20 protein-coding genes are annotated in these 26,651 nt (G+C 66.5%); 10 read left to right on the forward strand and 10 right to left on the reverse strand.

Annotated features, from left to right (window positions below; all coding sequences use genetic code 11):
• Positions 1–153 precede the first annotated feature (153 nt).
• The 3 genes from NDO75_RS09520 (at position 154) to NDO75_RS09530 (ending at position 2,413) form a co-directional block, all read left to right on the forward strand.
• Positions 154–933, forward strand: a complete 780-nt coding sequence (locus tag NDO75_RS09520; protein WP_310905926.1) for an ABC transporter ATP-binding protein — start codon at positions 154–156, stop codon at positions 931–933.
• Positions 934–1,127: 194 nt separating this feature from the next.
• On the forward strand, positions 1,128–1,370 hold the full coding sequence (locus NDO75_RS09525; protein WP_310905927.1) for a hypothetical protein: 243 nt from the start codon (positions 1,128–1,130) through the stop codon (positions 1,368–1,370).
• Between the two features lie 140 nt (positions 1,371–1,510).
• Complete coding sequence (locus tag NDO75_RS09530; protein ID WP_310905928.1) at positions 1,511–2,413, forward strand: bile acid:sodium symporter; 903 nt, start codon at positions 1,511–1,513, stop codon at positions 2,411–2,413.
• On the opposite strand, the gene NDO75_RS09535 is transcribed toward NDO75_RS09530, so the two are convergent.
• Positions 2,414–2,785 (reverse strand): cupin domain-containing protein, encoded by a 372-nt coding sequence (locus NDO75_RS09535; RefSeq protein WP_310905929.1) that lies wholly within the window; start codon positions 2,783–2,785, stop codon positions 2,414–2,416.
• Between the two features lie 208 nt (positions 2,786–2,993).
• On the opposite strand from NDO75_RS09535, the gene folP reads away from it, so the two are divergent.
• Entirely contained in the window at positions 2,994–5,582 is a 2,589-nt protein-coding gene (folP, locus tag NDO75_RS09540; protein WP_310905930.1) for a dihydropteroate synthase, read from the forward strand.
• 54 nt (positions 5,583–5,636) lie between these two features.
• Entirely contained in the window at positions 5,637–5,921 is a 285-nt protein-coding gene (locus NDO75_RS09545; RefSeq protein WP_310905931.1) for a hypothetical protein, read from the forward strand.
• Between the two features lie 2 nt (positions 5,922–5,923).
• Here NDO75_RS09545 and NDO75_RS09550 read toward each other — a convergent pair whose 3' ends face one another.
• From NDO75_RS09550 to NDO75_RS09565, 4 genes are all read right to left on the reverse strand, one after another.
• Positions 5,924–9,748 (reverse strand): UvrD-helicase domain-containing protein, encoded by a 3,825-nt coding sequence (locus NDO75_RS09550; RefSeq protein ID WP_310905932.1) that lies wholly within the window; start codon positions 9,746–9,748, stop codon positions 5,924–5,926.
• A complete protein-coding gene (locus tag NDO75_RS09555; RefSeq protein WP_310905933.1) occupies positions 9,741–10,820 on the reverse strand; it encodes a PD-(D/E)XK nuclease family protein in 1,080 nt (359 codons plus the stop codon). The genes NDO75_RS09550 and NDO75_RS09555 overlap by 8 nt, the downstream gene beginning before the upstream one ends.
• A complete protein-coding gene (locus tag NDO75_RS09560; RefSeq protein ID WP_310905934.1) occupies positions 10,813–13,050 on the reverse strand; it encodes a hypothetical protein in 2,238 nt (745 codons plus the stop codon). Before NDO75_RS09560 ends, NDO75_RS09555 begins: the two co-directional genes overlap by 8 nt.
• Before the next feature lie 515 nt (positions 13,051–13,565).
• A complete protein-coding gene (locus NDO75_RS09565; RefSeq protein ID WP_310905935.1) occupies positions 13,566–14,003 on the reverse strand; it encodes a universal stress protein in 438 nt (145 codons plus the stop codon).
• 109 nt (positions 14,004–14,112) lie between these two features.
• Between NDO75_RS09565 and NDO75_RS09570 the strand changes: the two genes are divergently transcribed.
• Positions 14,113–15,285, forward strand: a complete 1,173-nt coding sequence (locus tag NDO75_RS09570; RefSeq protein ID WP_310905936.1) for an MFS transporter — start codon at positions 14,113–14,115, stop codon at positions 15,283–15,285.
• A gap of 26 nt (positions 15,286–15,311) precedes the next feature.
• Here the strand turns inward: NDO75_RS09570 and NDO75_RS09575 are convergent, their stop codons facing one another.
• Both NDO75_RS09575 and NDO75_RS09580 read right to left on the reverse strand, forming a co-directional pair.
• Positions 15,312–16,955: a thiamine pyrophosphate-binding protein gene (locus NDO75_RS09575; RefSeq protein WP_310905937.1), complete on the reverse strand. Its 1,644-nt coding sequence runs from the start codon at positions 16,953–16,955 to the stop codon at positions 15,312–15,314.
• Positions 16,956–17,823: 868 nt separating this feature from the next.
• Positions 17,824–19,002 (reverse strand): CaiB/BaiF CoA-transferase family protein, encoded by a 1,179-nt coding sequence (locus NDO75_RS09580; protein ID WP_310905938.1) that lies wholly within the window; start codon positions 19,000–19,002, stop codon positions 17,824–17,826.
• A 193-nt stretch (positions 19,003–19,195) separates the two neighbouring features.
• Here NDO75_RS09580 and NDO75_RS09585 point away from each other — a divergent pair, with 193 nt between their 5' ends.
• Together NDO75_RS09585 and NDO75_RS09590 are read left to right on the forward strand one after the other, a co-directional pair.
• Complete coding sequence (locus tag NDO75_RS09585) at positions 19,196–20,251, forward strand: TAXI family TRAP transporter solute-binding subunit (RefSeq protein WP_310905939.1); 1,056 nt, start codon at positions 19,196–19,198, stop codon at positions 20,249–20,251.
• Positions 20,252–20,258: 7 nt separating this feature from the next.
• Complete coding sequence (locus NDO75_RS09590; RefSeq protein ID WP_310905940.1) at positions 20,259–22,265, forward strand: TRAP transporter fused permease subunit; 2,007 nt, start codon at positions 20,259–20,261, stop codon at positions 22,263–22,265.
• A 229-nt stretch (positions 22,266–22,494) separates the two neighbouring features.
• On the opposite strand, the gene NDO75_RS09595 is transcribed toward NDO75_RS09590, so the two are convergent.
• Both NDO75_RS09595 and NDO75_RS09600 read right to left on the reverse strand, forming a co-directional pair.
• Positions 22,495–23,250, reverse strand: a complete 756-nt coding sequence (locus tag NDO75_RS09595; RefSeq protein WP_310905941.1) for a CoA-transferase — start codon at positions 23,248–23,250, stop codon at positions 22,495–22,497.
• Positions 23,250–24,161: a CoA-transferase gene (locus NDO75_RS09600; RefSeq protein WP_310905942.1), complete on the reverse strand. Its 912-nt coding sequence runs from the start codon at positions 24,159–24,161 to the stop codon at positions 23,250–23,252. Before NDO75_RS09600 ends, NDO75_RS09595 begins: the two co-directional genes overlap by 1 nt.
• A 178-nt stretch (positions 24,162–24,339) precedes the next feature.
• On the opposite strand from NDO75_RS09600, the gene NDO75_RS09605 reads away from it, so the two are divergent.
• A complete protein-coding gene (locus tag NDO75_RS09605; protein WP_310905943.1) occupies positions 24,340–25,131 on the forward strand; it encodes an IclR family transcriptional regulator in 792 nt (263 codons plus the stop codon).
• Between the two features lie 580 nt (positions 25,132–25,711).
• The gene (locus NDO75_RS09610; protein WP_310905944.1) at positions 25,712–26,119 is read left to right on the forward strand and encodes a CBS domain-containing protein; all 408 of its coding nucleotides are present in this window, start codon (positions 25,712–25,714) and stop codon (positions 26,117–26,119) included.
• A gap of 57 nt (positions 26,120–26,176) precedes the next feature.
• On the opposite strand, the gene NDO75_RS09615 is transcribed toward NDO75_RS09610, so the two are convergent.
• Positions 26,177–26,551, reverse strand: a complete 375-nt coding sequence (locus NDO75_RS09615; RefSeq protein ID WP_310905945.1) for a hypothetical protein — start codon at positions 26,549–26,551, stop codon at positions 26,177–26,179.
• Between the last annotated feature and the right edge of the window lie 100 nt (positions 26,552–26,651).

Genomic DNA, 26,651 nt, shown 5'->3' on the forward strand with positions numbered 1-26,651 from the left:
GGTTTTCTGTCACCAGTGTCGCGGCCCGATAGCGTCCGAGCCGGCCGATATCTCCCCGGATCGTCGTCTCCCGCTCGTCGGGCGCTCAAATGGGTGAACTGCTCGGTCCAGTAAATGACATACCTTTAACTACATCGGATCGAAAGGAACCGTATGAGCCCCGCAGACGCCCCTGCCATCGAAACCGACGGGCTGACGAAACGCTACGGCGAGACGACCGCCGTAGCGGACCTGACGATGGACGTCGAGCGCGGGACGGTCTACGGCTTCCTCGGGCCGAACGGCGCGGGGAAGACGACCACGATGCAGATGCTGACGACGCTGACGAGGCCGACCGCCGGAACGGCCCGCGTCGCCGGGCACTCGATCACCGAGCGCGAGTCAGTGACTCCCCACATCGGCTATCTCCCCGAGGATCCGCCGGTCTACGACGAACTCACCGGCCGAGAACAGCTCGAGTACGCCGCCGGACTGCGTAACATCCCCGAGTCAGAGGCAGCCGAGCGCATCGAATCGCTGCTCAGGCGGTTCGATCTACTCGACGACGCCAACAAGCGAATCGAGGACTACTCGAAGGGGATGCGCCAGAAGGTCGGCGTCATCCAGGCGGTCCTGCACGAGCCGGACGTGGCCTTCCTCGACGAGCCCACGAGCGGGCTCGACCCACGGGCAGCGCGGACGATGCGCGACACCATCGCCGATCTGGCCGACCGCGAGATGACGATCTTCCTCTCGACGCACATCCTCCCGGTCGTCGACGAACTGGCCGACGAGATCGGCGTCCTCCACGACGGGAAACTCGTCGCCGAGGACGACCCCGCACGACTCAAGTCCCGCGCCGAAACCGGCGAGGCCCGCAGTCTCGAGGAGGCGTTCCTCGATATCACCCGCGAACCCGGCGAAGAAGGGCTTCAGGAACGACCCGCGGAATAAGCCGCGTCTCGTGTGGGTTCGATCGACTCGAGTGCGGCGGCTCGGTGGTATCCCCGGGGAGGTTCGCATCGACGTCTGGCTTCGCGAGACTCACTTAGATCGCTTTACGCCCCCTCAAGCGCCATCTGTGGCGGTCTGTTCCCATATGTTTTAAGTGAGTGGCTCCCATAACAGCACGCTGGAGGTGAGAATCGATGGGACGGAGAGACATCGCCGATATCGACAGCGGTTCTCGATTCGCCGAACAGTTCTCGACGATCGACCGGTACGATCTCTTGCTCGGATCGATTCCCGCCGCGTTCGTCCTCGCGGCCCTGATCGGTCGGCTGTTGGGGGTTCCCTTCGAGGGGACCGTTCTCGGTGGTGTCGCCATCGCGACCCTCGCCATGCTCGACGGCCTGTTCTTCCGGCCACCGTCCGGGCTTCAGGGCGCGTAACGCCCGCTCTCGGACCCGAACTCGAGCCGACTGCGGTAGCGAGCCTCTCGCTCCCCAGCGGTAGCGGCAGCCGGCCGCCAGTCGAGAGGGATCGATGATCTGATACGACGTCGCTCCCCATCGGTGGATAGAACGCTCCGATGGCCCTGTCCGAGTTCGTCGAAGACTACCTCCTGCTGTGGGTGCTCTGTGCGGCGGGGCTCGGCGTCCTCGTTCCCCGGCTGGCGGTGATCACGCGGGCCTCGACGGCTATCCTCGCGGTGATGATCGGGAGCATATCGCTGACGCTCTCACTCGACCAGTTTCGGCGGATCGACGGTCGAACGCTCGGTCTGGTGCTGGTCGGTCACGTCACGATGCCGTTTCTGGCGTTCGGTATCGCTCGCGCTCTCGAGCTTTCGCCGGCGGTGACCGCCGGGTTCGTCGTCCTCGGGGCCGTCACTCCGGAACTCGTGACGCCGGTGATGACCGAGCTCGCGGGCGGCGACACCGCGCTCTCGACGACCGCGATCGTCGTCACCGGCGTCGGGAGCGTCGCGTTCGTCCCCGCCGTCGTCTCGGTGCTCGTCGGCGGGATCGACGTGGCGACGGGGCCGATCGTCGAACAGTTGGCCGCCGCCGTCGTCGTGCCGATGACCGTCGCGGTCGGGGCCCGGAGCCGGTACCCCGACCGCGTCGGCCGGTACGATGACTACTACCCCGCGATCTCGGCGGTGATGGTGATCCTCATCATCTGCGGCGTCACCGCGGCCAACGCCGGGGTCGTCCGGTCGAACGCGTCCCTGCTCTCCGGCATCGGCCTCGGCGTCGTCCTCCTGAACGGGATCGGGTACGGGATCGGCTATCTCCTCGGCAGCCGAGCGCCGCGACCGACGCGGATCGCCGCGGTCCTCTCGGTCGGCATGCGCGACTTCGCCGTCGCCGCGGCGCTCGTCCTCGCGGCCGGGCTTCCGACGATCGCCTCGTTACCCGCGGTCGCCTTCGGTGTCGTCGAGATGATCTCCAGCGCCGGGCTCGCGATGTGGTTCTCCCGGTCGGCGTAATCACGGATCGAAGACGCCGCGCCGGAGCCCCTCTCGAACGGGATCGTGTTCGGCGTCTGTCGGCGGCGGGCTCGTGACGAGCAGCGCCTCGAGCCGGCCGCCTTCGTCGGCGCGGACGCCGCGGTCGACGCCGGCTTCGACGACGACCACGTCGTCGGGGCCGACGGTGTGCTCGGTCTCGCCCTCGCGGACGACGCCCGTTCCCGACCGGACGCAGATCGCCACGTCGCTACCCGGCGCGTGGACCGGGATGAACTGGCCCGGTTCGAAGTAGCCGCAGACGACCTTCATCCGGTCGCTCCTGAAGAGAGACTGTGCGCTGAATCGGTCCTCGTCGTACCGCCGTTCGGCGTCGAAATCGGTTGCTGGCATGGATGACTCCCTCGCGATTTAGGCCGTCCTAAACCGTGCCAGAAACGAGGCCGTCCGATAGGGTTTGCCTTCCCCCGAACATCTTCCGTTCCCGCCGCGGTGAGTTGGCCCACGTGGGCGAGCGGGGCCGGCGCGGAGCGACGACCGCCGACCGAGGAGACGACTGCGAACGGAATACTCTAAAACGAGCGGGCACTCTTGATAGCGTATGGAGTATCACGAGGCGGCGGACTTTTTATTCGATCTCCGGCGGTTCCGCCCGAAGCCGGGCACCGAGTCGACGGCCCGGCTGCTGGCCCACCTCGAGAACCCACACGCTGCCGTCGATTTCGTCCAGATCGCCGGCTCCAACGGGAAGGGGAGTACGGCGCGCATGCTCGAGCGGACCCTGCGGGAGGCCGGCTACTCCGTCGGCCTCTACACCTCGCCCCACCTCGAAGACCTCCGCGAGCGGGTTCGGGTCGACGGCCGGAAGATTCCCCGCGGGGCCGTCTGTGAGTACGTCGACGCCGTTCGCGACTACATCACCGAACGAGCCGCCGACGGCGAGTCTCCCACCTTCTTCGAGACGATGACCGCGATGGCGCTGTGGCAGTTCGGCCGCGAGGACGTCGACATCGCCGTCCTCGAGGTCGGCATCGGCGGCAAGTACGACGCCACGAGCGTCGTCGATCCGGTCGCCAGCGCGGTGACGAGCGTCACGCTGGAGCACACGGGCATCCTCGGCGACACCGTCGAGGAAATCGCCCACGATAAGGCCCACGTCGCCCCCGACGGCGCACCGCTGGTGACCGGCGTGGTCGGTGATCCGCTCGAGGCGGTTCGCGACGTGGCCGGCGACGTAGTGACGGTCGGTACGGCGACGGACGCGGCCGACGACAGCGAGACGAACGGCACCGGAGACTCACGGCCGCAACCGAACGTGCGCGTCGCCTACGGCGGTCGGACGAACCACACCGAAGCCGCCGTCTCGATCGCGACCGACGACTGGGACCTCGAGACGCGGATTCCCTTACTGGGCGAACACCAGGCCAAAAACGCCGGTATCGCCGCCGCTCTCGCCCGGCAGGTCGGCGACATCTCGGACGCCGACCTCGAGCGAGGACTGCGAAGCGCTCACTGGCCGGGCCGATTCGAGGTGATGGACACCGAGCCGCTGGTCGTTCTGGACGGCGCGCACAACCCGGGGGCGTGTGAGGGGCTCGCCGAGACGCTCGCGACCTACGCGTACGACGACCTCCACCTCGTCTTCGGCGCGATGCACGACAAGGACCACCGCGCGATGGCCGCCGCCTTGCCGACGCCCGCGACCGTCGTGACCACCGAACCGACGCTCGACCGCGCCGAAGATCGGGCCGTCCTCGCCGAGGCGTTCGGCGACGCTGGAGCGGGAACGGTCCGGACCGAGGCCGCAGTCCAGGACGCACTCGCGACGGCGCTCGAGGCCGCCGGGAGCGACGACTGCGTGCTCGTCACCGGTTCGCTGTTCGCGGTCGCGGAGGCGCGCTCGCGGTGGACCCGCACCGACGTCCCGAAGCGCGTCCGCGATCTCGCCGACGCCCGCGACGCGCTCGCGGAGGCGAACGTCACCCCGGGCGACGTGGAGCGACTCGACGGCGACGCCGTCCATCGGGTCGTCAGGACTGCCCTGCGCGACCGGCAGGCGAGCGTCCTGAAGGAGGAACTGCTACGACTCGGCGGCGAGTGTGCCCTCTCCGGTCTCGAGCGCGACGACGAGGCCGTCGACGCCGTCCTGATGGGGACCCTGACGCAGTTCGAGGCTCTCGTCGAGGCCCTCGAGCACCGGTCGAGACCCCACGGACTGGCCGACGTGGCCCGCGAGTTGCGCGACACCCTCGACCTCGAGGCCGACGCTGACGAAACGGGGGCCGACGACGGAGCCAGCGGGACGGATCGCCGCCCCACCGATCGCGGCGGGGGTCCGGGCCGATCGGCCGACGACTCGAGCGGTTCGGCGCCCCCCTGGACCGACGGAACGGCCGTGATGGGGATCCTGAACGTTACGCCGGACAGCTTCCACGACGGCGGCCGGTACGACGCCCTCGAGGACGCCGTCGACCGCGCCGAGGAGATGGTGGCCGCCGACGCGGATATCATCGACGTCGGCGGGGAATCCACCCGTCCGGGTGCAGACCCCGTCTCGGTCGAGGCGGAACTCGAGCGGGTCGTCCCCGTGATCGAGCGGATCGCCGAGTTGGATGCACGAGTTTCGGTCGATACCCGCCGGGCCGCCGTCGCCGACGCGGCGCTCGATGCCGGTGCCGACATCATCAACGACGTGTCAGGGCTCGAGGACCCGGAGATGCGGTTCGTCGCCGCCGATCACGACGCCGAACTGGTCGTGATGCACAGCATCGACGCGCCGGTGGTGCCCGATCGAGACGTCGAGTACGACGACGTCGTCGCGGACGTGATCGACCAGCTCTCCGAACGCGTGCTGCTGGCCGAGAAGGCCGGACTCGACCGCGAGCAGGTCATCGTCGACCCCGGCATTGGGTTCGGCAAATCCGCGAGCGAGAGCTTCGAACTCCTCGACCGGATCGACGAATTCCACGCGCTCGGCTGTCCGGTCCTCTTCGGCCACTCCCACAAGTCCATGTTCGCCAAAATCGATCGCGAGGCCGGGGAGCGCCTCGAGGCGACCGTCGCGGCCACCGCGCTGGCAGCCGACCGCGGGGCCGACATCGTCCGCGTCCACGACGTGGCCGAAAACGTCGCCGCGGTCCGGACGGCGCTTGCGGCGCGCGATCCGGAACGGTTCGACTGGGAGTCGTAACCTGGAGTGTCGCTCCGCCGTAATCTTCTTGCCAGAACGAGTCTCGATATCGGTATGGGGTTTCACTCTGGCGTACTAAACGGTCTCGCGGCGCTGACTGTCATCGTCTTCGTCGGCCGTGCAGTCGTGAAACTCCTACAAAATCCCGAGAAGCCGCACCGAGAACTGGTGTCGGCGCGGGAACGGCGGGCAACGACGGCCGTCGGAATCCCGCTCGCGCTCGTCGGCCTCTCGACGATGGCCGGCGGCCCGCTCGCGGTTCCGGTTGCGCCGTTTGCGCTGCTCGCGCCGGGCATCGTCCTCCTCGTGTATCCCGAGTTCGCTCCCAGCTCGGTCTGACCTCAGTCGTCGACCGACGTGTCCGTTGCTGGCGCGTACTCGTCCGGCCCACAACCCAGCGATCGGTGCGGACAGTGCCGGCAGTGCTCGCCCGGCGTAGTCGCCGCGAACGACGGTTCGTCGACCGCCTCGAGCGTCTCGAGGACGGACTCCCACGACGGCAGTTCGGCGGGATCGAACAGGTCGACGCGCTGCTCGTCGCCATCGACATCGCCGACGTAGACGTAGCCGACGGCGGCGACCGGTTCGTCGAACCGGTCCTCGCAGGCCCGCAGATACAGCGACAACTGAACCGCGTCGTCGGGATCGATCCGCCCGGCGGTCGCCTTGTAGTCGAGGACGGCGAGCCCGCCGTCGGGGAGCCGCCGGACCGAGTCGACGTAGCCGACTACGTCCCCCGTCACGCCGGTGACATCCTCGAGCGCGAACGGTAACTCCGCGGCCAGGGGCTCCCAGTCGGCGACCGGCCGATCGAAGCCGGCCGCCGTGGCCTCGAAGAAACGGTCGACGCAGGCGAGGACGGGGTCGCGGTGTGCGAGCAGATCTCGCGCGGTGAGCTGTCGGACGGCGGCCTCGCGCCACGCCTCGCGAGTGCCGTATTCGCGGTGGAACGCCTCCTCGGCGACGTCGTGGAAGACGGTGCCGACGAGCCGGGACGACGGCTCGTCGGACTCGCCGTCAACCGACCTCGAGTCGCTGTTCGCCTCGGGCAGTCCGCCGTTCGCCGCGCTAGTCGGCGGCGCGTCATCGCTCGACTCTGCCGCCGATATCGCGGCGCTGTTCGCGTTCTCGCCCGCCGTCTCGAGCGGATCGTCGAGCGCCCGGACGACGTGATCGAGGTAGTGTTTCCGCGGACAGGTCTCGTGGGTGTCCATCGCGGAGTAGCTGTGGCGCATCGCGACCGGGAGCTCGGTCGCGTCCGCGAGCGTCTCGACCGGGAAGCGAACGGTGTCCGTCGTCAGTGCTGACAGCTGGCGGCCACCGGGAACGCGAATCGGCGGTTCGTCATCCGTGCCGTTCTCGCCGATCTCCCCGCCGTGACTCGCCGCGTCGGCCGCCGGCAGCACCGTCCCGTTACGGAGCAGTCGGCCCAGTCGGTGGACGGTCTCGATCGCCTCGCGGGTCTCGAGGGGCTCGACCGCCCGATCCTCGTAACCGGCGTAGTAGGTAATCGTCCCCGGCCGCTCGCCGGCCGAGGCGGCGATCTCGTCGGTCCGATCGACGACCGTTTCGGGATAGGTCTCTCGCACCCGCTCGAAGCTCTCGGTCAGCGACGACCAGAGGTCCATCCGCCGGCCCGCGACGGACCACTCGATCTCGCTCGCCAGGCAGGCGTCGGCGGTCGACGTCGCGAGTTCGTCGTCGGCGTCGTACGCGTAGTCCGAGCCGAACAGGAACAGGTGGTTCTCGGCGCGCGTAAGCGCGACGTGGAGCACCCGCCACTCCTCGGCGACCGTCTCGGCGGCCAGATCGGACAGCAGCGGCGACTCTACGTCGTCGTCGAGCGTCGCGGCGAGCAGCCGGTAGCGCGCCCGCTCGGCGTAGTCGCCGTCGACGCACCACTCTTCGTCCGAGAGGAAGGGAACGAGGACGGTATCGAACTCGAGACCCTTCGCCTGATGGACCGTCATCACGTCGACGCTGTCGTCCGAACGGGTTCCGCGCGTTCGGTCGCTCCCGCCGCTTCGCAGCGTTCGTGAGAGCGCGTCGACGAAATCGGTCGACAGCGCCCGGACGACTTCGTCGGCGTCGTAGGCCTCGACGAACCGCTCGAGCCGGTCGAACTCGGCGCGTTCCTCGCCCGTACAGAACCACTCGATCCGGGTCAGCTCACGGAACCGGCGGACGAACCCCGAGAGCGGGTAGACGTCGCGGAACCGCTCGAGTTTCGCGAGGTGATCCCGGGCCTGCTCGAGCCGGTCGGGCCGCTCGAGGGTCGCGGGATCGACGGTCGCGATCGCGTCGCGCAGTGACCCGTCTCGGCGCTGGAGCGTCGCCAGATCGCTCTCGGTGAGTCGGTAGCGGTAGAGCAGTACGCGTCGGAGGTGAGCATCCGCGTCCGAGTCGACGAGGACGCGCAGATACGACAGGACTGTCTGCATCCCGGGCGAGAGCTCGCCGCGGGGCGAGCCCGAGATCTCGTAGGGGATCTGCAACTCCTGTAGTTCGCCCGCGATCGCCTGTGCGTGGCGGTTGGTCCGGACGATGACCGCGACGTCGCCGAGCGAGCGCTGGGGGACGTTCTCGGCCGCGCCGTTCAACAGCCGGGAGACCGTCGTCGCGACCTGCTCGGGCGTCGACTGGGCCACCTCGTCGCTCTCGATTTTGACGACGCGATCCGGCGGCTCGGGGTCGTCGTAGGTGCCTGTGTTCCGGCCGTCCTCTCGCAGCGTCTTCGAGGACTGGGGCCCGTAGTCACAGGCGTTGGTCAGATCCAGAATCTCCTGTCGCGACCGGAAGTTCAGCTCGAGCTCGATCGCCTCGTGGTCGTCGTAGGCGTCGGCCAGCCGGTCGAGTCCCTCTCGGTCGGTCCCGCGCCAGCCGTAGATCGCCTGATCCTTGTCGCCGATCGCGAGCAGGTCCGGCCGGTCGGGGCCGTCCGTGAGTTCGGTCAGCAGTTCGAACTGGGTTCCGTCGGTGTCCTGAAATTCGTCACAGTAGACCTGCGACCACTGGCCGACGATCTCGTCGGCGACCGTCCCACGGGCCGTTGTCCCGTTCGACTCGTCCGCGGAACGACGTTCCGCGCTCTCCTCGTTCAGGAGCCCGGTCGCCGTCCGCACCAGCTCGTCGAAGTCGAGGGCCCGCTCGGCCTCGAGCGTTTCGTGATAGTCCGCGTACACGTCGGCGTAGTGGCGGGCAATCCGGAGGAACTCGACGTAGTGTTTGAGCCGCCCGAACGGCGTCTGCTCGATGCGATCCGTCGCACGGCCCCAGATCTCGTTGCCAAACAGCGCTCGCGGCAGGTGTTTCGTGGTCGCGTCGTCCAGGGAGAGCGTTTCGATCGCGTTCGTCACGCAGCCCTGAAGCGCCCGCAGATAGCGGTCGACGTCGCGGACCACGTCGTCCTCGCGGAAGGCCGCCGGTGCCTCCGCGATCTTCTCCCGACAGTACTCGAGGAGCTTGCCGTAGTCGACCAGCGACTCGCGTGCTGCCTCGAGGTGTTCGTCCCGGTTGAAGTAGCGTAGCGCCTCGTTATCGAAGGAGAGCTCCTCGCCGGCGGTTCGCTCGAGCCAGAGGACGAACTCGCTGCAGAGCTCGAGGGTCCGGACGGGCGGCAGGCCGGACTGCAGTTCGTCGGGCGTGACGTTCTCCTGACTCATCGCCTGAATGAACCGGTCGACCGACGCGGTGAGATCGGTCGACGAGCCGTCGAGACGAGCTGACGCGTCGGCGAAATCGTAATCGCGGTCGGCGAGCAGGCGGCCGACGATCCGTCGTCGGGTGCGCTCGGTGACGACGTCGAACTCCGGCGAGTAGCCCAGATAGTAGGCGTACTCGCGGACGAGCCGATAGCAAAACGAGTGGTAGGTGTAGACGTCGATCGCCGCCGCGTCGTCCGGGTCGAGCCGCTCGGCGACCGCCGTTCGAATGCTCGCGGCAGCTTCGTTCGCGAAGGTCAACACGAGCACGTCGTCGGGGTCGACCGCGCCCCGCTCGATGGCGCGCTCGAGTCGGACGAGCATCGTCGTCGTCTTTCCGGTGCCGGCACCGGCGTCGACGGAGGTACAGGCCGCACTGCTGTCGATGACGGCGTGCTGGTTCCCTTTGGGCTCCTCGTCGACCGCCGAGGCGAGGCCGTCGTCGCCGCGTCGGTTCTCAGCCATCGAACCGCACCTCCCGAGCGATGTACTCCTGACAGCAAACGGTGTAGCCGCAGTCCGGACACGAGTTCGCCTCGATCTGTGGCCACCGCTCGGCGGGATCGTACGACCCCGAAGCGAGATCGGTGGCGACCGCCGCCAGCCGGTCGTCGACTGTCTCGTTTCGGTGATCGTGTGTCATCCCGAAGGTGTGGTGATCGACGTAGACGTCGGTCAGATCGACGACCTCGAGGCTCGTCTCGACCGCATCCCGGACCCAGTTGACCGATAGCGTCGACCGATCGGCCAGCGGGATCTGGACGTACCGACAGGTCCGGTCGCCGAGTCCGAGTCGATCGCGCAGGTCGCGGAGCCCGTCGAGGACGACGGCGGTCTCGAACAGTGCCCCGATCGGCTCCGGCTCGAACGCGTCCGAGTCGTCGGCGAAGTGATCGGTAAAGAGGTCGGCGACGTCACCCTCCCAGTCGGACCGATAGCGCAGTCGACCGAGCGATGCGAGCGTCGGGACGAACCGGACGCCGACGAGCGACGAGCCGTCGCCGGTGACGTAGTCGACCGTCGCATCGATCGTCACCGCGTCCGTCTCGAGCGCGTCGGTTTCCGTCTCTGATTCGTCTCTCGGCTCCGTCTCGGGACGTTCGACCGTACTCGAGAGCGGTAGTTCCGGCCCGACCAGTTCGCCGCGGGCCGCCTCGGCGTCCAACCGCACGACTCCCGCGGCGTGGTCGGTCCCGACGCGCTCGACGTACGCCGACAGCGTCGCCTCGAGCACCCGCCGTTCGTGACGACGCTGGGCGACGGAGTGAAAGCCCTCGTCGTGGTCGCGCCATAGCCCCTCGAATCGATTCCGGGCAGCGGTCTCGAGCGCTTCGGGATCGGTCTCGCCGCTCCGGAGTGCGTCGCAGATCGCGGTCCGCAACAGGTCGATGCGGTCCGCGAGCGTACCGTCGTCTTCGTCTCCCTCGAGGCCGTCGACGTGAGCGAACTCGTAGCGGCGGGGGCAGTGCAGCGCGGTCTTGATGCCGTCGACGGAGAGCGATACGGGGCTCGAGCCGGCGTCGCGTCCGTCACTCATCCCGGACCACCTCTCCCGCGGCGAACTCGAACTGCGAGCGGACCGCGTCGGCGAGGTCGGCGTCGATATCGCCCTCCTCGAGGACGACCGCGATCTCTTCGAACAGCGCCTCCGTCTCGCCGAGATCGGCGTCGCCGCCGGTGCTCGCCTCTCGGAGCACGCGCTCGAGTTCGCCGCGGGGCTGGTCGAGCAGGGCCTCGACGGCGTTCGTCTCGCCGTGGATCGCCGCGTCCGCGTGGGCGTCGACGTCCTCGAGTGCGAGTCCCGGCGTCGATTCGATCAACTGCAGGTAGCGCGACTCGTCGTGGGTCCGGCGCAGGCCGCCCGCGCCGCGTTCGTACGAACAACAGTAGAGGGCGCGCTCGGCCGCGCGGGCACCGAGCGCGAACCGCCGGCGGGACCGCTGGGCGTGGTAGGTTTCGAAGGGGTCACCGACGTCGCCGTCGGCCGTCGCGAACGTGTCGACGATCGTCTCGCGCGAGGGATCGGTGACGGCGGGATAGGCCGACATCTCCCGGAGCCACGCGGTCGGAAACAGCTGTGTGAGGAACTGCTCGCCCGGATAGGTCCCGTCGATCAGATCGAGTAAGAACACCGCCGTCCGCGACTCGTATTTCAGTTCGTCGATCGCGCAGACGGTGACGCCGCCGGTCGGCGGCTGCGTCTCGACCGCGTGGACGTAGGGCGCATCGTACCGGATGGTCCGCCGGAGCATCCGGCGCAGCCCCTGCCAGTCCGGGCCGACCAGATCCGTCTCCTCGACGAAGGCGGCGATCTCGAGCACCCGACGGATCCCCGCGTACTGTTCGCGGGCGTCGACCCACTCCTCCTCGCGGGCGATTCGCCCCTTCAGGTCCGTGCGCCGGATCCAGCGCTCGAGCGAGTGCTCGACGCTCGCGCCGGCGGTTTCCGCGAGCAGGGCCGGCGAAAACTCGGGGACGCGCGCCCGAAGCCGGTCTAGTGAGACATTGCGCGGATCGTTCGAGTCGCGCTGGCCGGTCGGACCGGTAGCGCCGTCGAGTCGCTCGAGTTCGCCGCCGTCGCGCTCCCGCTCGCACTGACACGCGACGACGGCGTAGAGTTCGTTCACTGCGGGGTCTTCCGCCAGCGAGGGCGTGCCGATCGTCGCGGTCGGGACGCCGGCGTCGCGGAGCCGCCGTCTGGTCTCGGGGACTCGTTCGATCCGCGGGACGGCGACGGCGAACTCGTCGTATGACCAGCCGTGGCGGTCGCGAAGCGACTGGATCTCCGTGGCGACCGCCCGGGCCTGTTCGCGGGCGGTGCCGGTCCGAATGCGTCGAGCGCGTCCTACCGGGTCGCCGGCTGGCGAGTCCGTCCTCGGTTCGTCGCCCGTCGCGAGGAACCGCGTGATCGGGCGATGCGGTGGCTTTTCGTCTGCTTCGGTCTCGGACGCTGTCTCGAGCGGTTCGACCGTCAGACCTGCCTCCCGTGCGATGTCTGCGACGCAGCCCGGTTCGACGCGCGTCCGCTCGACGCTGGCGTGGCGCTCGCCGAGGCAGAGGAGGTCGGCGTCGCCGGAAAGCGCCGCGAGGTAGCGACGGTCAAGCCGCCGGTACTCCTCGAACTCGACGGCGAGAACGGCGTCGAAGGAGGCGGTGACGCGAGTTCGCAGCCTGTCCGCGTCGGCCTCGAGGAGGTCGACGGCCCGCGGGATCACGTCGGCCCGTTCGACGTAGCCCCTGTCTTCGAGTTCCGCGTGGAACCGGTCGTTCATCGCGTACAGGAAGGCCAGACAGTCGTGGGGATCCTCGAGGCCGTCGAGCCGGAGTCGCTGGCGGGTCGCCTCGAGGAGCAGTTGCCCCACGTCGCGGGTGAAGCTCTCGTGGGCGGCGGCGCGCTCGAGGTAGTCCGGCACCGCCCGACTGGCTCCGTCGATCACCAGCGAGATGAGCTCGATCCGCTCCTCGTACTCGAGGCGGTCGAGCGTCGGGTCGTACTCCTCGACGGTCTTCGAGGCGTGTTCCGGCAGCGACTCGACGCGCGGCGAGCGGGGACCGGCGTCGGATCGCTCGCGGTCGGCGTCCGAAAGCGCCGCCGTCAGTGACTCGAGACCCGCTGGATGGCGTTTCAGCACGAGGACGTTCCGCGGCCCGTGCTCGGCGGCGAGATCGGCGTAGGTGTCGGCCACGGCCGCGAACAGGTCGCTGCTCGGGACAGGGCCCGGAAGGAGCGAACAGGTGCCCTCGAGCGCAGGTGGCCGTGACGACATCGGTTGATACGTCACCGAGTATTGCGGAGTTGGTATTTAAATGTGCGCACGACGGCCGGCTCCGTTTCCGTTCCGACCGAGATGCGCCGCCGATCCCGTTGCGTCGCCGGGGCCGTACGCAACTCGCACGCGGCGGACGCTGTTCCGCGGCGTGTCGACAGACATATTTCTATTGTCACCACATAGAATATGATACATACGCACAGTGTCAGGCGGCGTTCTTTCCGTTCTTGAAGCTACTTTTGGTGACTCTGAGTTCGATTTCGCTCCTGTTCCCGTTTCAGATCTGTTGATGGCTGTTGGGAGAGGAAAGACGGGCCGGAACGAGCGAAAAGATCCTGAGAGTGTCTTTATTCGATGCTACTGTGAATTCCTATCGAGCCGTAACGATACTACCTAGAATAGTATACTTACGGTATTAGATTCGAATTATTATCTTTTGAGTGCGCTCATGCTGGGCTGGAGAGCGCGACTGCTCCCGGACGAATTCCGTCGACCGAGACGACCGACGGCGGTCACACGACCGTGACCGGCCGGTCGGTCTCGAGGATCACTTCCTGCGTGACGCTGCCGAACACCGCTTTCCCGACGGGCGAGCGTTTGCGGGTGGGGAGGACGAGCACGTCAGCGTCCACCGAGTCGGCGTAGGCGATGATTTCGTCTGCCGGGTCGCCGTGGCGGCGCACGACCTCGATATCGATCCCGATGTCCTCGAGTTCGTCGCGGACGGTCGTGACGGCTTCCGGGACGCTGTCTGGGTCGTACAGTTCGTCGGAGGTCACGCGACTGCCCTCGTCGACGGCCGTGAACTTCTCGAAGACGTTGACTACCGTTACGGCGAGTTCGTCGGGATCGTCGATCGGTCCGTCGGCAGCGACGAGATCCGTCACGTAGTCGACGGCGTGCATCGCCCGCTCTTCGTCCGTGTCGATCGGAATGACTATCTGGTACATACTCGATATACGCGTCGGCCGCTACTTAGTAGTATGTGCCCATGAGACGTCAGCCCTCGAGTGAGTCGGATCGAAACCCATTTTCAGGCGGTACGCGAATCCACTCGCAGTGAACTGGTCGTACAGAAATACGGTTCTCGTTCTGTGCACGTTCGCGTTCTTCGCCACGGTCACCGCCCGGCTGGTCATCAGCCCGGTTGTCCCCGACATCGTCGCGAGCTTTTCGGTCAGTACCGGCGCGGTCGGGCTGGCGCTGTCGGGCATGTGGGCCGCCTACGCGCTCTCACAGTTCCCAAGCGGGCTGCTCGGCGACCGCTTTGGCGAACGGAAGATAATCGTCACCGCGATCGGGGGCACCGCAGCCGCGAGCGCGTTACTGGCGCTGTCGCCGACGTACGGTACGTTCCTGCTCTTTACCGTCGTCCTCGGCGCGGCGGCGGGGCTTCACTACAGCGTCGCGACGACGCTGCTCACCCGCCTGTTCGACCGCACGGGGCGTGCGATCGGGATCCACGTTTCCGGCGCGCCGCTGGCCGGCCTCACCGCGCCGGTGCTCGCGGCGCTGGCCGCCGATCGGTACGGCTGGCGGGCGGCCGTCGCCGTCGGATCGGCCGTCGCGATTCCGATCGTGGTCGTCCTCGCGCTTCGGATCCGGCCGACGGAGCCCCAGTATCCCAACCGACGGATCCGAGACCAGATCGACGGCGGGCTCCTCGCCGAGGTACTGACCCGTCCCACCGTCGCGTACACGACCGTCCTGTGTGCTATGGGTGCGTTCACCTGGCAGGCGACCGCTTCGTTTCTTCCCGCGTTTCTCGAGGTCGGGTATGGACTCTCCGGGACGACGGCCGGCCTCCTGTTCTCGCTGTACTTCCTCGTCAACGGGGGCGTCCAGCCCCTGATCGGGGGGCTATCCGACCGGTACTCGCGCGACGCCGCCGCCGCCGTCACCATGTCGTCGGGCGTGATCGGGTTTGCCGTGCTCGTCACCGGTGACGGCCTGCTGACGGCGGTCGCCGGCGTCGCCTTCGTCGGCGTCGCGATGACCTGGGGTGCCCCGTTGCAGTCGCGGTTCATGGACATTCTCTCGGCGGACGAACGCGGCCTCGGTTTCGGCCTCGTCCGGACCGTCTACATGACCCTCGGCGCGACCGGGAGCGTCGCCGTCGGGACGGCTGCGGACGTCGTCGGTTGGATGGCCGCGTTCGGGCTGCTCGCCGCGGTCATGGCGACCGCGCTGGCGGTACTCGCCGTGAACAACGTCCTCTCGCTCGGATACTGACGAAAACTGGTCTTCCGCTCCGCTCGTTACTCGCTCATCCAGTCGCTCGCTTGCGGCTCGCGCGGATCCGTCGGCACCTCGAGTAACACCGGCTCGTCGGCGTCGATCGCAGACGCGAGCGTCGACTCGAGTTCGGCCGACGTCTCGGCGCGTTCGGCCCGCATGCCGAGGCTCGTCGCGAGGCTCGCGAAGTCGATCGGTGCGTTCGCCCACTCGTACTCGCCCTCCGCGAGATCGTAGTTCCGGCCGGCGTCGTCGCTGATGATCGCGTAGTCTTCGTTGACGAAGACGACGACAGTTAGCGGGAGGTCCTCGGAGACGGCGGTGTGGAGTTCGTGGACGCACATCATGAGCCCGCCGTCGCCGGTCAGGACGACCACGTCGTCGTCGGGGTTCGCGAGTTGTGCGCCGATCCCCGACGGTAGGCCGGTTCCCATGGTCGCCCACGAACCGGGGTTGACGTACGATCGTGGCCCCGCAGCCTCGAAGACGTTCAGCCCCCAGACGCGGAAGCCGCCGGCGTCGACCGCCATGACCGCTTCTTCGGGGATCGCGTCGCGAGCCGTCTCGAGCGCGCTCACCGAGGTCAGCGGCGCCGACGAGACGCGCAGGTCCTCGAGTCGATCGCTGGTGGCTTCCCGAACCGCTGTCGCGCGGTCGACGGCGTCCCCGGCCGCGACCTCGCGGTCTTCGAGCGCGTCCTCGAGCGCCGACAGCGCCGCACCGGCGTCGGCGACGATGCCGACGGTCGGCTCGTAGCCCGTTCCGAGGTCGTCGGGCTCGAGCGTCACGTGGACGAGGGTCTCGGGGACGTCGACGTCCCACGCCCGGGTCGCGACCGCGTCGAAGTCCGTTCCGACGGCCAGCGCCGCGTCCGCGTCCGCGAGCAACTCGAGCAGTTCGGGCGACGCGCTTCCCGACAGGCTTCCGGCGACGTACCCGCCGTCCCCATCGGGCAGGACGCCCTTCCCTTTGTACGTGGTGACGACGGGCGCGCCGAGTCGGTCCGCCACCCGTCGGAGTTCGTCGCTCGCCTCCGCCCAGCGGACGCCGCCGCCGGCGACGATCACCGGCTCGTCGGCCGCGGCCAGCGACTCGGCGGCCGCCTCGACGTCGCGGTCGGCGACGCCCGTCACCGACTCCCGGCTGTACTCGGCCGGCGTTGCGAGCGGGACGTCCATCGCCAGGAAGTTCTTCGGGATGCCGACCCGGACGGGCCCCTTCGGCGGCGTCTCTGCAGTCGCGATCGCCTCCTCGAGGACGGCGATCGTGCTCTCGGGATGGTCGACCAGCAGGTTCTCCTTGACGACGTTGTCGTAGGTGTCCGGTGGCGTCTCGTGGATGCCGTCGCCGCCGCGGATCTCCGGTTCGGTCTCGACGGCGATGTGGACCATCGGCGTACAGTCGTTGAGCGCGTTCTTCAGGCCGTTCATCGCGTTCATATCGCCTGGCCCGGGGATGACGGCCGTGGCCGCGATGCGGCCGCTGGTTTCCGCGTACCCCCACGCCTGGTGCGTGACGGCGGTCTCGTGGCGGGCCACGACGAACCGGATGTCGTCCCGGTTTCCGATCGCCTCGTTCAGCGGCAGCGTCTGCTTGCCGGGGATACCGAACACCGTCTCGATCCCGTTCGCTGTCAGTCGTTCGATGACCGCTCGGCTGACGTCCATACGCAGACCTCGTAAACCAGATACTTATGATCTCCCTTCCGTCTGGTCGCGGGCTTCGGCGACGCCACGTACGTTCTAGCCGATTGGCCGAGCAGCAGCATCTGTTTCGCACTACGAAACGCATTCGCCCGCTCGTCTGACTGTCGTCGCTTTCCAGCGCCGACTCGTGACTCCCGTCGCCGGTGGCAATTTTTGCACACTCGGCCTCTACCGTCGTTCTACGACCGATCATGCTTTGACCGCTCGGCCCCGTTCGTCGGCGTAGTCGATATCGACCGTGCAAACGCATTTAGAGTGACGTTTTCGCCATCCGAAACGCTCCTCATTCGACTCGATTCGACCGGACCGCCCGTACCGATCTCTCCCATCGTGATCCACTCGATTCGTTCTGGATTACAGCCATATGTTTGTAAGTCAGTATCCCCCTGTGGGATCCGACTTCCTCGCCCTGAACCAGTTCTCGACCGCGCCTCGAGCCCTCCCCGTTCAAACTGACAACCGGTGAATCGTTGGTAACAGGTGTTCGTTCGATCCGCCTGGTGACATCAATCGAACTGGACACGGCGTTGGATGCATATTCGTTGGTTGAGAAGAATGCATGGTAAGCGGTGACTCGGACCAGTTCTCGTCGTTAGCCCCCCTAATCGCCCCTCGAGTTTCGGAGTGTGAAACGAGCGAGTATATGGCGTCATACATGGAAACGTATCACATGGGCCCGATCCGTCGGTGGGACCGTCACCGAATTCATGGAGGCGTTTCGTTCGACACGACCGACGGACGGTCGCGTCTGCGAACCGAACTCAGGTCGAAAAACCGTGTCGCCGAACGCGTGGTACGCCACTCGGGAACTGGGGGTTGCGTCCCGCGATCAGATGACGTTCTCGGACTCGAGGGTCGCGATCTCCTCCGGCGAGTAGCCGAGGTCCCCGAGGATCTCCGCCGAGTGTTCGCCGAGGTCCGGCGGTGCGCGCTCGTGGGTCGTCTCGAGCGAGGAGAAGTTGACCGGGTTCGCGGGTGCTTTCACCGTCCCGTGTTCGGGGTGGTCCATCTCGGCGATCATGTCGTGGGCCTCGATGTGTGGGTCGTTTACGACGTCCTCGACGTCGTTGACCGGGGTACAGGGTACGTCGTACTCGCGGAGGTGTTCGACCCACTCCTCGGTCGTCTTCTCGGCGAAGATGGCGTCGAGCCGACTGTCGAGTTCGTCCCGATTCTCGGTCCGATCCGTGAACGTGGCGAACCGATCGTCGTCGATCCACTCCTCGCGGTCGAGGGCGCGACAGAGGTCGGGCCAGATCCCCTCGCTGATCACGCCGACGACGACGTGGGAGTCGGCCGTCTCGATCGCCTGGTACGGTGAGAGGTTGGGGTGTTTCGTTCCCATCCGCCGCGGGACGTCGCCGGAGGCGAAGTAGTTGGTCACGTGGTAGAGCAGCCACTGGAAGCTCGTGTCGAACAGCGAGAGTTCGATGTGCTGTCCCTCGCCGGTCTGCTGGCGGTGATAGAGCGAGGTCAGAATGGCGTAGGTGGCCGTCATCGCTCCGGAGACGTCACAGATGGAGATACCGACGCGGGCCGGCTGATCCTCGGTGCCGGTGATGCTCATCATCCCCGCTTCGCCCTGCAGGATGATGTCGAACGATTTCTTCCCGCTGTACGGGCTGTTGGAGCCGTATCCGGACACGTCGCAGTAGATCAGGTCGTCGTTCAGGTCCGAGAGGGTCTCGTAGTCCGCGTCGAACGCCTCGGCTTTGCCGGGGCTGAAGTTCTGCATGAACACGTCGGCTTCCTCGATCAGGTCGTGAAGGACGGCCTGCCCCTCATCGCTCGTCAGGTCGAGCGTGAGACTCCGTTTGTTCCGATTCAGACTCACGAAGTACGCCGACAGCCCCTCGTATTCGGGGCTGTAGGCACGGGTGAGGTCGCCGTGTCCCGGCCGTTCGATCTTGATCACGTTCGCTCCGAGGTCACCGAACGTCTGGGTAGCCATCGGACCGACGAGCGCCTGTGTCGCGTCGATAACGGTTACGTCCTCTAGAGGCCGCATACCTCGCTGATGGGTACACCTCGATTTATACGTTCCGCTCACTGCGGCACGACGCTCGTCGACCGGTTCCGCCCACCTGCTATCGCCGTTCGGCGTATCGGTAATGCATCCACCGAGAACGTATGTAATTTCTTATACTTCGCCTGGCCCGTTCCCAAAGGTTTAATTAGTATAGATACACCGGATAGGGTGGATGACTTCCAGCAGACGACGGGATATCTTGAAAGTAGCGAGTGGTGTAGGTGCTGCGGCCCTGGCCGGCTGTCTCGGCGGTGGTGGCGGTGGCGGCGCGACGTCGCTGAGCGTCGGCATTCCGAGCGCCAGTACGACGACCGGTGCAGCGAGTAACTCCTTCCAGCGAGTCGTCAAGGAGCAGTCCGGCGACACCGAACCGGCCGGTGAGATCCGCTGGCAGAACCAGGAGACGGGTGGGGACCCGCCGAGCCTGCGGCAGTTCGCCCAGGGAAACGTCCAGGCGCTGACCGCGGGGAACTTCATCGTCGCTTCGGCCCAAGAGGACATGGCGCCGTTCTCGGAACGGCCGCTGGACACGCTGCCCCAGCAGATGTTCTCGATCACGCCGCTGCACATGCACGTCCTCTCGGTCAAGGGATCGGGCATCCAGACGACCGACGACCTCGTCGGCAGCAACTTCTGGCCGCTGCCGCCGTCGTGGGGGCTGCGTCAGCAGGCCGAGACCGTCTTCTCGAACGCCGGACTCTGGAGCGAACTCCAGGACTCCGACTCGATCGTCAACGCCGACACGGGCGACGTCGCCGGCCTCATCGAGGAAGGCAACGTCGACGCCCTCGTCGCCTACGGTGCCGGTTTCGCCAACCTCGCCGGCTGGGCGACCGAGGTCGACGCTCGCGCCGACCTCCAGCTCGTCGAGTTCTCCGACGGCTTCACCGAGGCCGCGAACAACACTCGCGGGACGAGCCACAGCGAGATCGACGCCTACGGCTGGGAACAGCAGAACTTCGAGGCCAGCAAGATGGACGTCTACGGCGCGGACTTCCAGTTCTGGCTCGGCAGCGGCGTCTCCCGCGACGTCGGCTACGAACTCGCGCGGATCAGCAACGAAAACACCGCGTCGATTCAGGAGGGGCAGCCGGCGTATCTCGACCACAGCGACGCGAAGAACATGGCCTCGCTGTATCTCGAGGACATCCCGGTCCATCCGGGGCCGTACGACTACCTCGAGGAGCAGGGCGTCGACATGAGCGCGTACACCCGCGGCGGCGAATAACACCAGCATGAGCGAGACCCAGAGCGAACCGCCCGTCTGGTCACCGCTGGGGCTCCGACGGGAGCACCTGCTGAACAATCTCGTCACGGTCGTGGCCCTGCTCTTCTGGGGGCGCGTCCTGCTGTACGGGCTCAATCAGGAGGTTCCGCGGGCGAAATACGGTGCCGTCTTCCTCGCCGGCGGCGTCCTGATCTACGTTCTCGACGAACTCCGCGACCTCGAGGGAACCGATCGCCTCGAGCGCCTCGGGCTGTGGGTCTGTGCGCTCGTCGGCGTCGCCGTACCGGCCTACGTCTGGCTGCAATACGAGATACTCGAGACCCAGCGGATCGGCTACGCCCTGGGCTACGAGTACGCCATCGGCGGCCTGTTCGGACTCGTCGTCCTCTATCTGACTTACCGGGCGTTCGGGGCGGCCTTCGCAGGCGTCGTAATCGCGTCCGTCCTCTACGCCTACTTCGGGAACCTCATCACCGGACTGTTGAGCCACGGCGGGATCGCGGCCGAACAGATCATCAACGTCCTGACGATGGAGTTCGACGGCTTCTTCGGCTCGATCACGCAAGTCGTCGCCGTCAAGGTCGCGCTGTTCTTACTCTACGCGGGACTGATGCAGGGCTACGGCGCGTTCGACCTGATCATGCGGCTCTCCTTCCGGACGGCGAAGTACCTCCGGTCGGGGGTCGCCCAGTCGGCGGTGATCTCGAGCCTGATCGTGGGGTCGATCAACGGGGCCCAGACGGCTAACGCGGCAATGACGGGCTCGTTCACCATCCCGCTGATGAAGGAAAGCGGGATGAAAGCCGACTCGGCCGGCGGGATCGAAGCCGTCGCCTCGTCTGGCGGGCAGATCATGCCCCCCGTAATGGGCGCGGCCGCGTTCGTGATGGCCTCGCTCATCCCCGGGATCGGCTACGTGGACGTGCTCATCGCCGGGATCATCCCGGCGCTGGTGTTCTACATCTCCGTCGCCATCGGCGTCCACTACATGTCGATCAAACAGCTTCCCGAGGGCGGCGTCGATCTCGATCAGCGTATCGAGGACCTCGATGAGGGGTACCACCCGGTAATCGAGGCGATCCGCTTCGGCGTTCCGTTCGCCGTGTTGCTGTACACGCTGGGGATCGCCCAGTGGACGGTCATCAGTTCCGCGCTGTACACCTGTGCGGCGATGGTCCTGACCGGCACCGGGCTTCCGATCCTCCTGAGCGTCGTCGACGACGACGCGGATCCGATCGGAACGGTCCGTGACGCCGCGAACGACACCGTCTCCGGGTTCAAGTTCGGCGCCGTCGCCATCGCGCCGATCGCGATCATCATCGCGGCGGTCAACGGGATCGTCGATCTGCTGAACGCGACCGGCCTCCCCGGCAAGCTCTCGCTCGCGATCGTCGGCGTCGCCGGCGGCATCCTGCTGTTCACGGCCATCCTCTCGATGGTCGTCTGTCTCATCCTGGGACTGGGGATGCCGACGGTGGCGGCGTACACGATCGTCGCCCTGCTGATCGCGCCGACGCTGACCGGCGAGTTCGCGCTCGAACCGGTCGCCGCGCACTTCTTCGTGTTCTACGCGGCGATCCTCTCGGGGATCACGCCGCCGATCGCCATCGCGGTGGTGGTGACGACCGGCATCGCCGAGTCGAACTTCTGGAAGACCGCCCTCGAGGCGCTAAAGCTCGGCTTGCCGCTGTTCGTGCTGCCGTTCACGTTCATCTACAATCCCGAGATCGTGACCGGCGGCTTCGGACTCACGACCGCCGCCTCCGGCGTGGTCGTCCTGCTAGGCGCGGTCGCGATTACCCACGGCCTCAACTGCGCGCCGCGGCCCTTCGGGGTTCCGTCGCCGCTGAGTTACGGCGTTCGCGCGGCGTACGTCGCGCTCGGCGTCGTCGCGATGGTGTGGCCGTCGCTGACGCCCCGGCTCGGAGCCGTGGCGGCCGCGATTCTGTTCATCGCGCTCCAGACGCAGGTGACGCGCGATACCGGCGTCAGTGCCGTCCCCGGCGGCGACTGACCGGTTCGCGGCGCTTTTTCCGACCGACGCCGGGTCGACCGGCGTTCGTTTCGTTCGTCGACCAACCAGTGGCGACGCTCGAGGTGAGGCCTTTCAGTGCCGGACGAACGTGCCCTCGGTGATTCGACCTCTACTGGCGCGGCTGTTCGATACCGCTGGTGCGGGCGCTGTCGAGCCCTTCGCGAGAAAAAGCGTTACGTACGTCACGTCTCCGCTCGAGTCGGCCCGCTCAGTCGAGATAGACGCCGTCGGGGTCGAGTTCCTCGCGGATCAATCGGAGCTCGTCGTCGGTCGGCTCTCGCGTTCGTTCGATATCGTCGGCGAACTGGATCTCCCAGCCGGTCGCCGCTTGCACGTCGTCTTCGGTGACACCTGGATGGAGCCGCTCGACGATCATCTCGCCGTCGTCGTCGAACCCCATAATCGCCTTGTCGGTAATGACCGCGTCCGGCCCGCCGCGCAGCCCGAGGTCGGCCCGATCGGTCTCGGCGTCGAGGTAGCCCGGGCTCGTGACGAAGTCGACTTCTTCGGGGAACCGCCGCTGCTCGAGCGGCGAGATGATGATCGTCCGGTGGGCGTTACTGGCGATTTCGCAGGCCCCGCCGCTGCCTGGGAGTCGGACTGCCGGGTCGTCGTAGTCGCCGATCACGGTCGAGTTGATGTTGCCGTACTTGTCGACCTGCGCGCCGCCGAGGAAGCCGACGTCGATCCGTCCGCCTTGCAGGTAGTACGAGAAGCCGTTGAACATCGATTCGACGCCGACCGCTCCCGAGGCGAGCACCGGGTCGCCGACCGACAGCGGGAGCGAACTCGGATTCGAGCCGATCGTCCCGGACTCGTAGATCATCTCGAGGTTCGGCGCGTGGTTGCGCTTCGCGAGGTTACAGGCGAGATTCGGGACGCCGATCCCGACCAGCACCGAATCGTCGTCCTCGAGCTGTTCCGCCGCCGCCGTCACCATGAGCTCCGTGTCAGTGTACTCCATCAGTAGTCACCCATATCGATCGCCGTCGCGTACCGCGAGTCGACCTCGAGATCCAGCAGCCGCTTCGCCCCGAGCTTCTCGAGGTATTCGCGTCGATTCTCGACGCCGTAGACCCACTCGTCGAGCCACTCTTGGACGTCCTCGTGGCTCTTCGAGACTTCCTCCCACTCGAGGTAGGCCTCGTTGTCCCGGTCGTAGTAGCCCTGCGCGTACGACGGGTGAGCGCCGTAGGGGACCTCGACGACGTGATCGACCGCGTCGGCGGTGAAAATAGTCCGGTTCGGATCGCTTCGGATCGTCTCGGCCGAACAGAGTTCCTCGACGCAGCAGATAACGGTGTCGGCGGCCAGCGCCGCTTCCTTCTGCTCTCCGGGTATCCCCCAGAGGTGGGCGTTCCCGTCCTCGTCGCTGCGCTGTGCGGAGACGATCGCCACGTCGGGCTCGATCGGCGGGACGACCGGAATCTCGTCGTCGCCGTACGGGCTCGAGACCGTCCGAATCGCGTCGTTGTAGTCGACGAGATCCGAGCCGGCGAACGTCCGCACCGGCATGAACGGCAGGTTCGCCGCGCCGGCGTGCAGCGCCGCGACCATCCCGTAGTGGGTGTACTCCTCGGTCTCGATCGGGTTCGGAACGCCCGCTTCGACCGCCCGCCGGAAGGCTCGGAGGCTGCCGACGCCGGGGTTGCCGGCCCACGAGAACGTCACCTTCGAGACGCAGCCCGCGGCGATCAGCTGGTCGTACACCAGATCGGGGGTCGCGCGAACGAGCTCGAGATCGCCGTAGCCGGCGCGGATGATCTCGTGTCCCGCCGCGAAGGGGATCAGGTGCGTGAACCCCGCGAGATACAGGCTATCACCGTCGTCAACGGCGTCGCTAATCGCGGACGCCATCGTCGTCACGTTTGACATCGGGTATAGCAACGTCCACAGCGGGCACTCGTATAAGGCCATCTTTTCGCCGCCGCTCGCACCGGCCCGACGGCCGAGAATTCGGCATAACCGACGACATCGTCGAATAACGAAACGGGATCGCCGTCACGTTTCCGTGCGTGAACCTTTTTACGAACTGGTCCCTAGACATGGTGGTATGGCCCAAAACGACGTCGGGAACGAAGATCCCGGTCCACGATCGCCCACTATCAAGAGCGTCGAGACCTCGCTCGAGATCGTCGACGAACTGCAGGCCCGGAACGGGGCCAGGGTGTCGGAGCTAGCCGAGGCGATCGGCAAGTCGAAGGGGACGATCCACAAGCACCTCATTACGCTCCTCAAACACGATTACGTGGTCAAAGCGGGCGACGAGTATCGGATCGGGCTTCGATTCCTCGACGTCGGCGGCTACGCGCTCCATCAGGTCGAGGGGTTACAGTATATCGAGCCGAAGATCCGCGAACTGGCAGATCTCACTGGTGAGACCGTCCAGTTCTCCGTCGAACAGCGGGGTCGATGCGTCGTTCTCGAGCGAAAGGCTGGCCAGAAGGGCGTCTTCAGCCGCGCCCGCATCGGCAGACGGTTCTACATGCATCAGGTCGCGGGCGGAAAGGTGATCCTGGCGAACCTGCCCGACGAACGGGTCCGTGAGATCGTCGCCCGCCACGGGCTGCCGGCCGCGACCGACGAGACGATCACTAGCGAAGCCGAACTGTTCGAGGAACTCGAAACGGTCCGCGAGCGAGGGCACGCGTTCAACATCGACGAGAGCACGCAGGGGCTCCACGCCGTCGCCGTCCCGCTCATGGGACCCGACGGCGACATCTTCGGTGCGTTCGCCGTCGCCGGCCCGAGCCACCGGATGCGCGGCGAGCGATTCAAGACGGAGATCCCGGACATGATTCGAAGCGTCGTCAACGAACTCGAGTTGAACCTCGCCCACTCGTGAGAGTACGATCGCCGGCGTCGGGGCGAAGGCGCAGTAGCCGTTTTCGACGATCGGGTGCGATCATCACAGAATCTAATAATACTATTCGATCTGTTATTTATTGGATTGGCGGGAGATGACTTCAACTTGGAGATAGTGAGATTTAGTAGCTGCAAGTTAGATATCCGGCGACTTGCTGTTATAGTTCTCAGTTTAAGTAAAGGGATAAAAACGGGTCTGTCGATCTTCTCGATGTCTAGAGAGTAGCCCCTCAAGGTGCCGAAAACGACCCTGTAGCTCCGTATTAGCGAGCCATCTGTGTTGAGCTATCCCAATCCGCCATTCGACCCGTCATAATTGATATTTTATCTTTAGCGAATGGTGACATAGAGATGGTATTACTTTTCGACCCGAACGAGTACCGAACCGGTATCGGTACTCTCCTCCGGTAGATCCGACTCCGGTGTCGATGCCCACTGATCGGGGACTCGTCGCGACGGCTGTCTGAACCGAGGAACACGGATCGATCGGGTGGCGATCGGAACTGCCGTCGACGGCCGGTTCCGATAATCCTTATAGTGTTTAGCGAATACCGTCCTGTATGGAGGACATTTTCGTCGCTCGAGTCATGTCCACGTCACTGCATACGGTGTCGCCGGACACGCTCGTCGAGGAAGCCGCCCAACTCATGCTCGACAACGGGATCGGATCGGTCATCGTCGTCGACGACGACAACCGGCTCGAGGGGATCCTGACGACGACGGACTTCGTTCGGATCGTCGCCGAACGCCAGCCGAAGGATCAGACCCCGGTGTCGACGTACATGAGCACGGACGTCGTCACGGCCTCGGCACAGGACAGTATCCGCGACGCCGCGGACGTAATGGTCGAACGCGACTTCCACCACATCCCGGTTATCGACGAGGACGAGGGCGTCATCGGCATGGTGACGACCTCGGATCTGGCGGGCTACATCTCGCGTGTGCAGTCACCCAGCCCCGACGAGTAGTCCACGCCAGCCGCCGGGCTGCCGGCAGTCGACCGCCCCGTGATCCGCGTGCAGCCGTCAGTGGTTCTCAGCCTCTTGATCGTCGTCTGCGCTACTGTCGGGGTCGTCCTCAGTCATCCAGCGAACCGTCTCGTCGAGTTGGTCGCGTAACGCGCGTGCCTCCGCCGGCGTCAGCGCCGCGTCGGCGTGGCCCGTCGCGTGGTCGCCCGCCATCGCGTCGACGCTGACGAGTACGCGGTGGCCCTCGTTCGACTCCGGTCGGACCGATAGCTCAGCTCTGTCGGGATAGTCACGCGGTGGCCCTATCTCGAGGCCCGTCTCACCGCGCGTGACGCCGATTTGAACTCGGTCCGGTCGCTCGAGGTCGAACGAGTCCGTCGGATCCTCGTCGATCGGAGCCGGCTCCTCGGGCGCGTTCGGTTCGTCGGGCATACGTGCTAGTTACTCCCACATCTCCTTGGCTGTATGCCCGCTCGGAACCATCGCCTCCTCGAGTCCGGTATACCGCACCGTACCTGGTCGCTGCGGTGCA

Source organism: Natrinema sp. 1APR25-10V2 (genome assembly GCF_031626495.1).
Classification (GTDB): Archaea; Halobacteriota; Halobacteria; order Halobacteriales; family Natrialbaceae; genus Natrinema.

Bases quoted from the DNA above. Each gene is read 5' to 3' on its own strand.
- NDO75_RS09520 (WP_310905926.1), top strand. From the start codon at position 154: ATGAGCCCCGCAGACGCCCCTGCCATCGAAACCGACGGGCTGACGAAA.
- NDO75_RS09525 (WP_310905927.1), top strand. From the start codon at position 1,128: ATGGGACGGAGAGACATCGCCGATATCGACAGCGGTTCTCGATTCGCC.
- NDO75_RS09530 (WP_310905928.1), top strand. From the start codon at position 1,511: ATGGCCCTGTCCGAGTTCGTCGAAGACTACCTCCTGCTGTGGGTGCTC.
- NDO75_RS09535 (WP_310905929.1), bottom strand. From the start codon at position 2,785: ATGCCAGCAACCGATTTCGACGCCGAACGGCGGTACGACGAGGACCGA.
- folP (WP_310905930.1), top strand. From the start codon at position 2,994: ATGGAGTATCACGAGGCGGCGGACTTTTTATTCGATCTCCGGCGGTTC.
- NDO75_RS09545 (WP_310905931.1), top strand. From the start codon at position 5,637: ATGGGGTTTCACTCTGGCGTACTAAACGGTCTCGCGGCGCTGACTGTC.
- NDO75_RS09550 (WP_310905932.1), bottom strand. From the start codon at position 9,748: ATGGCTGAGAACCGACGCGGCGACGACGGCCTCGCCTCGGCGGTCGAC.
- NDO75_RS09555 (WP_310905933.1), bottom strand. From the start codon at position 10,820: ATGAGTGACGGACGCGACGCCGGCTCGAGCCCCGTATCGCTCTCCGTC.
- NDO75_RS09560 (WP_310905934.1), bottom strand. From the start codon at position 13,050: ATGTCGTCACGGCCACCTGCGCTCGAGGGCACCTGTTCGCTCCTTCCG.
- NDO75_RS09565 (WP_310905935.1), bottom strand. From the start codon at position 14,003: ATGTACCAGATAGTCATTCCGATCGACACGGACGAAGAGCGGGCGATG.
- NDO75_RS09575 (WP_310905937.1), bottom strand. From the start codon at position 16,955: ATGGACGTCAGCCGAGCGGTCATCGAACGACTGACAGCGAACGGGATC.
- NDO75_RS09580 (WP_310905938.1), bottom strand. From the start codon at position 19,002: ATGCGGCCTCTAGAGGACGTAACCGTTATCGACGCGACACAGGCGCTC.
- NDO75_RS09585 (WP_310905939.1), top strand. From the start codon at position 19,196: ATGACTTCCAGCAGACGACGGGATATCTTGAAAGTAGCGAGTGGTGTA.
- NDO75_RS09590 (WP_310905940.1), top strand. From the start codon at position 20,259: ATGAGCGAGACCCAGAGCGAACCGCCCGTCTGGTCACCGCTGGGGCTC.
- NDO75_RS09595 (WP_310905941.1), bottom strand. From the start codon at position 23,250: ATGGAGTACACTGACACGGAGCTCATGGTGACGGCGGCGGCGGAACAG.
- NDO75_RS09600 (WP_310905942.1), bottom strand. From the start codon at position 24,161: ATGTCAAACGTGACGACGATGGCGTCCGCGATTAGCGACGCCGTTGAC.
- NDO75_RS09605 (WP_310905943.1), top strand. From the start codon at position 24,340: ATGGCCCAAAACGACGTCGGGAACGAAGATCCCGGTCCACGATCGCCC.
- NDO75_RS09610 (WP_310905944.1), top strand. From the start codon at position 25,712: ATGGAGGACATTTTCGTCGCTCGAGTCATGTCCACGTCACTGCATACG.
- NDO75_RS09615 (WP_310905945.1), bottom strand. From the start codon at position 26,551: ATGCCCGACGAACCGAACGCGCCCGAGGAGCCGGCTCCGATCGACGAG.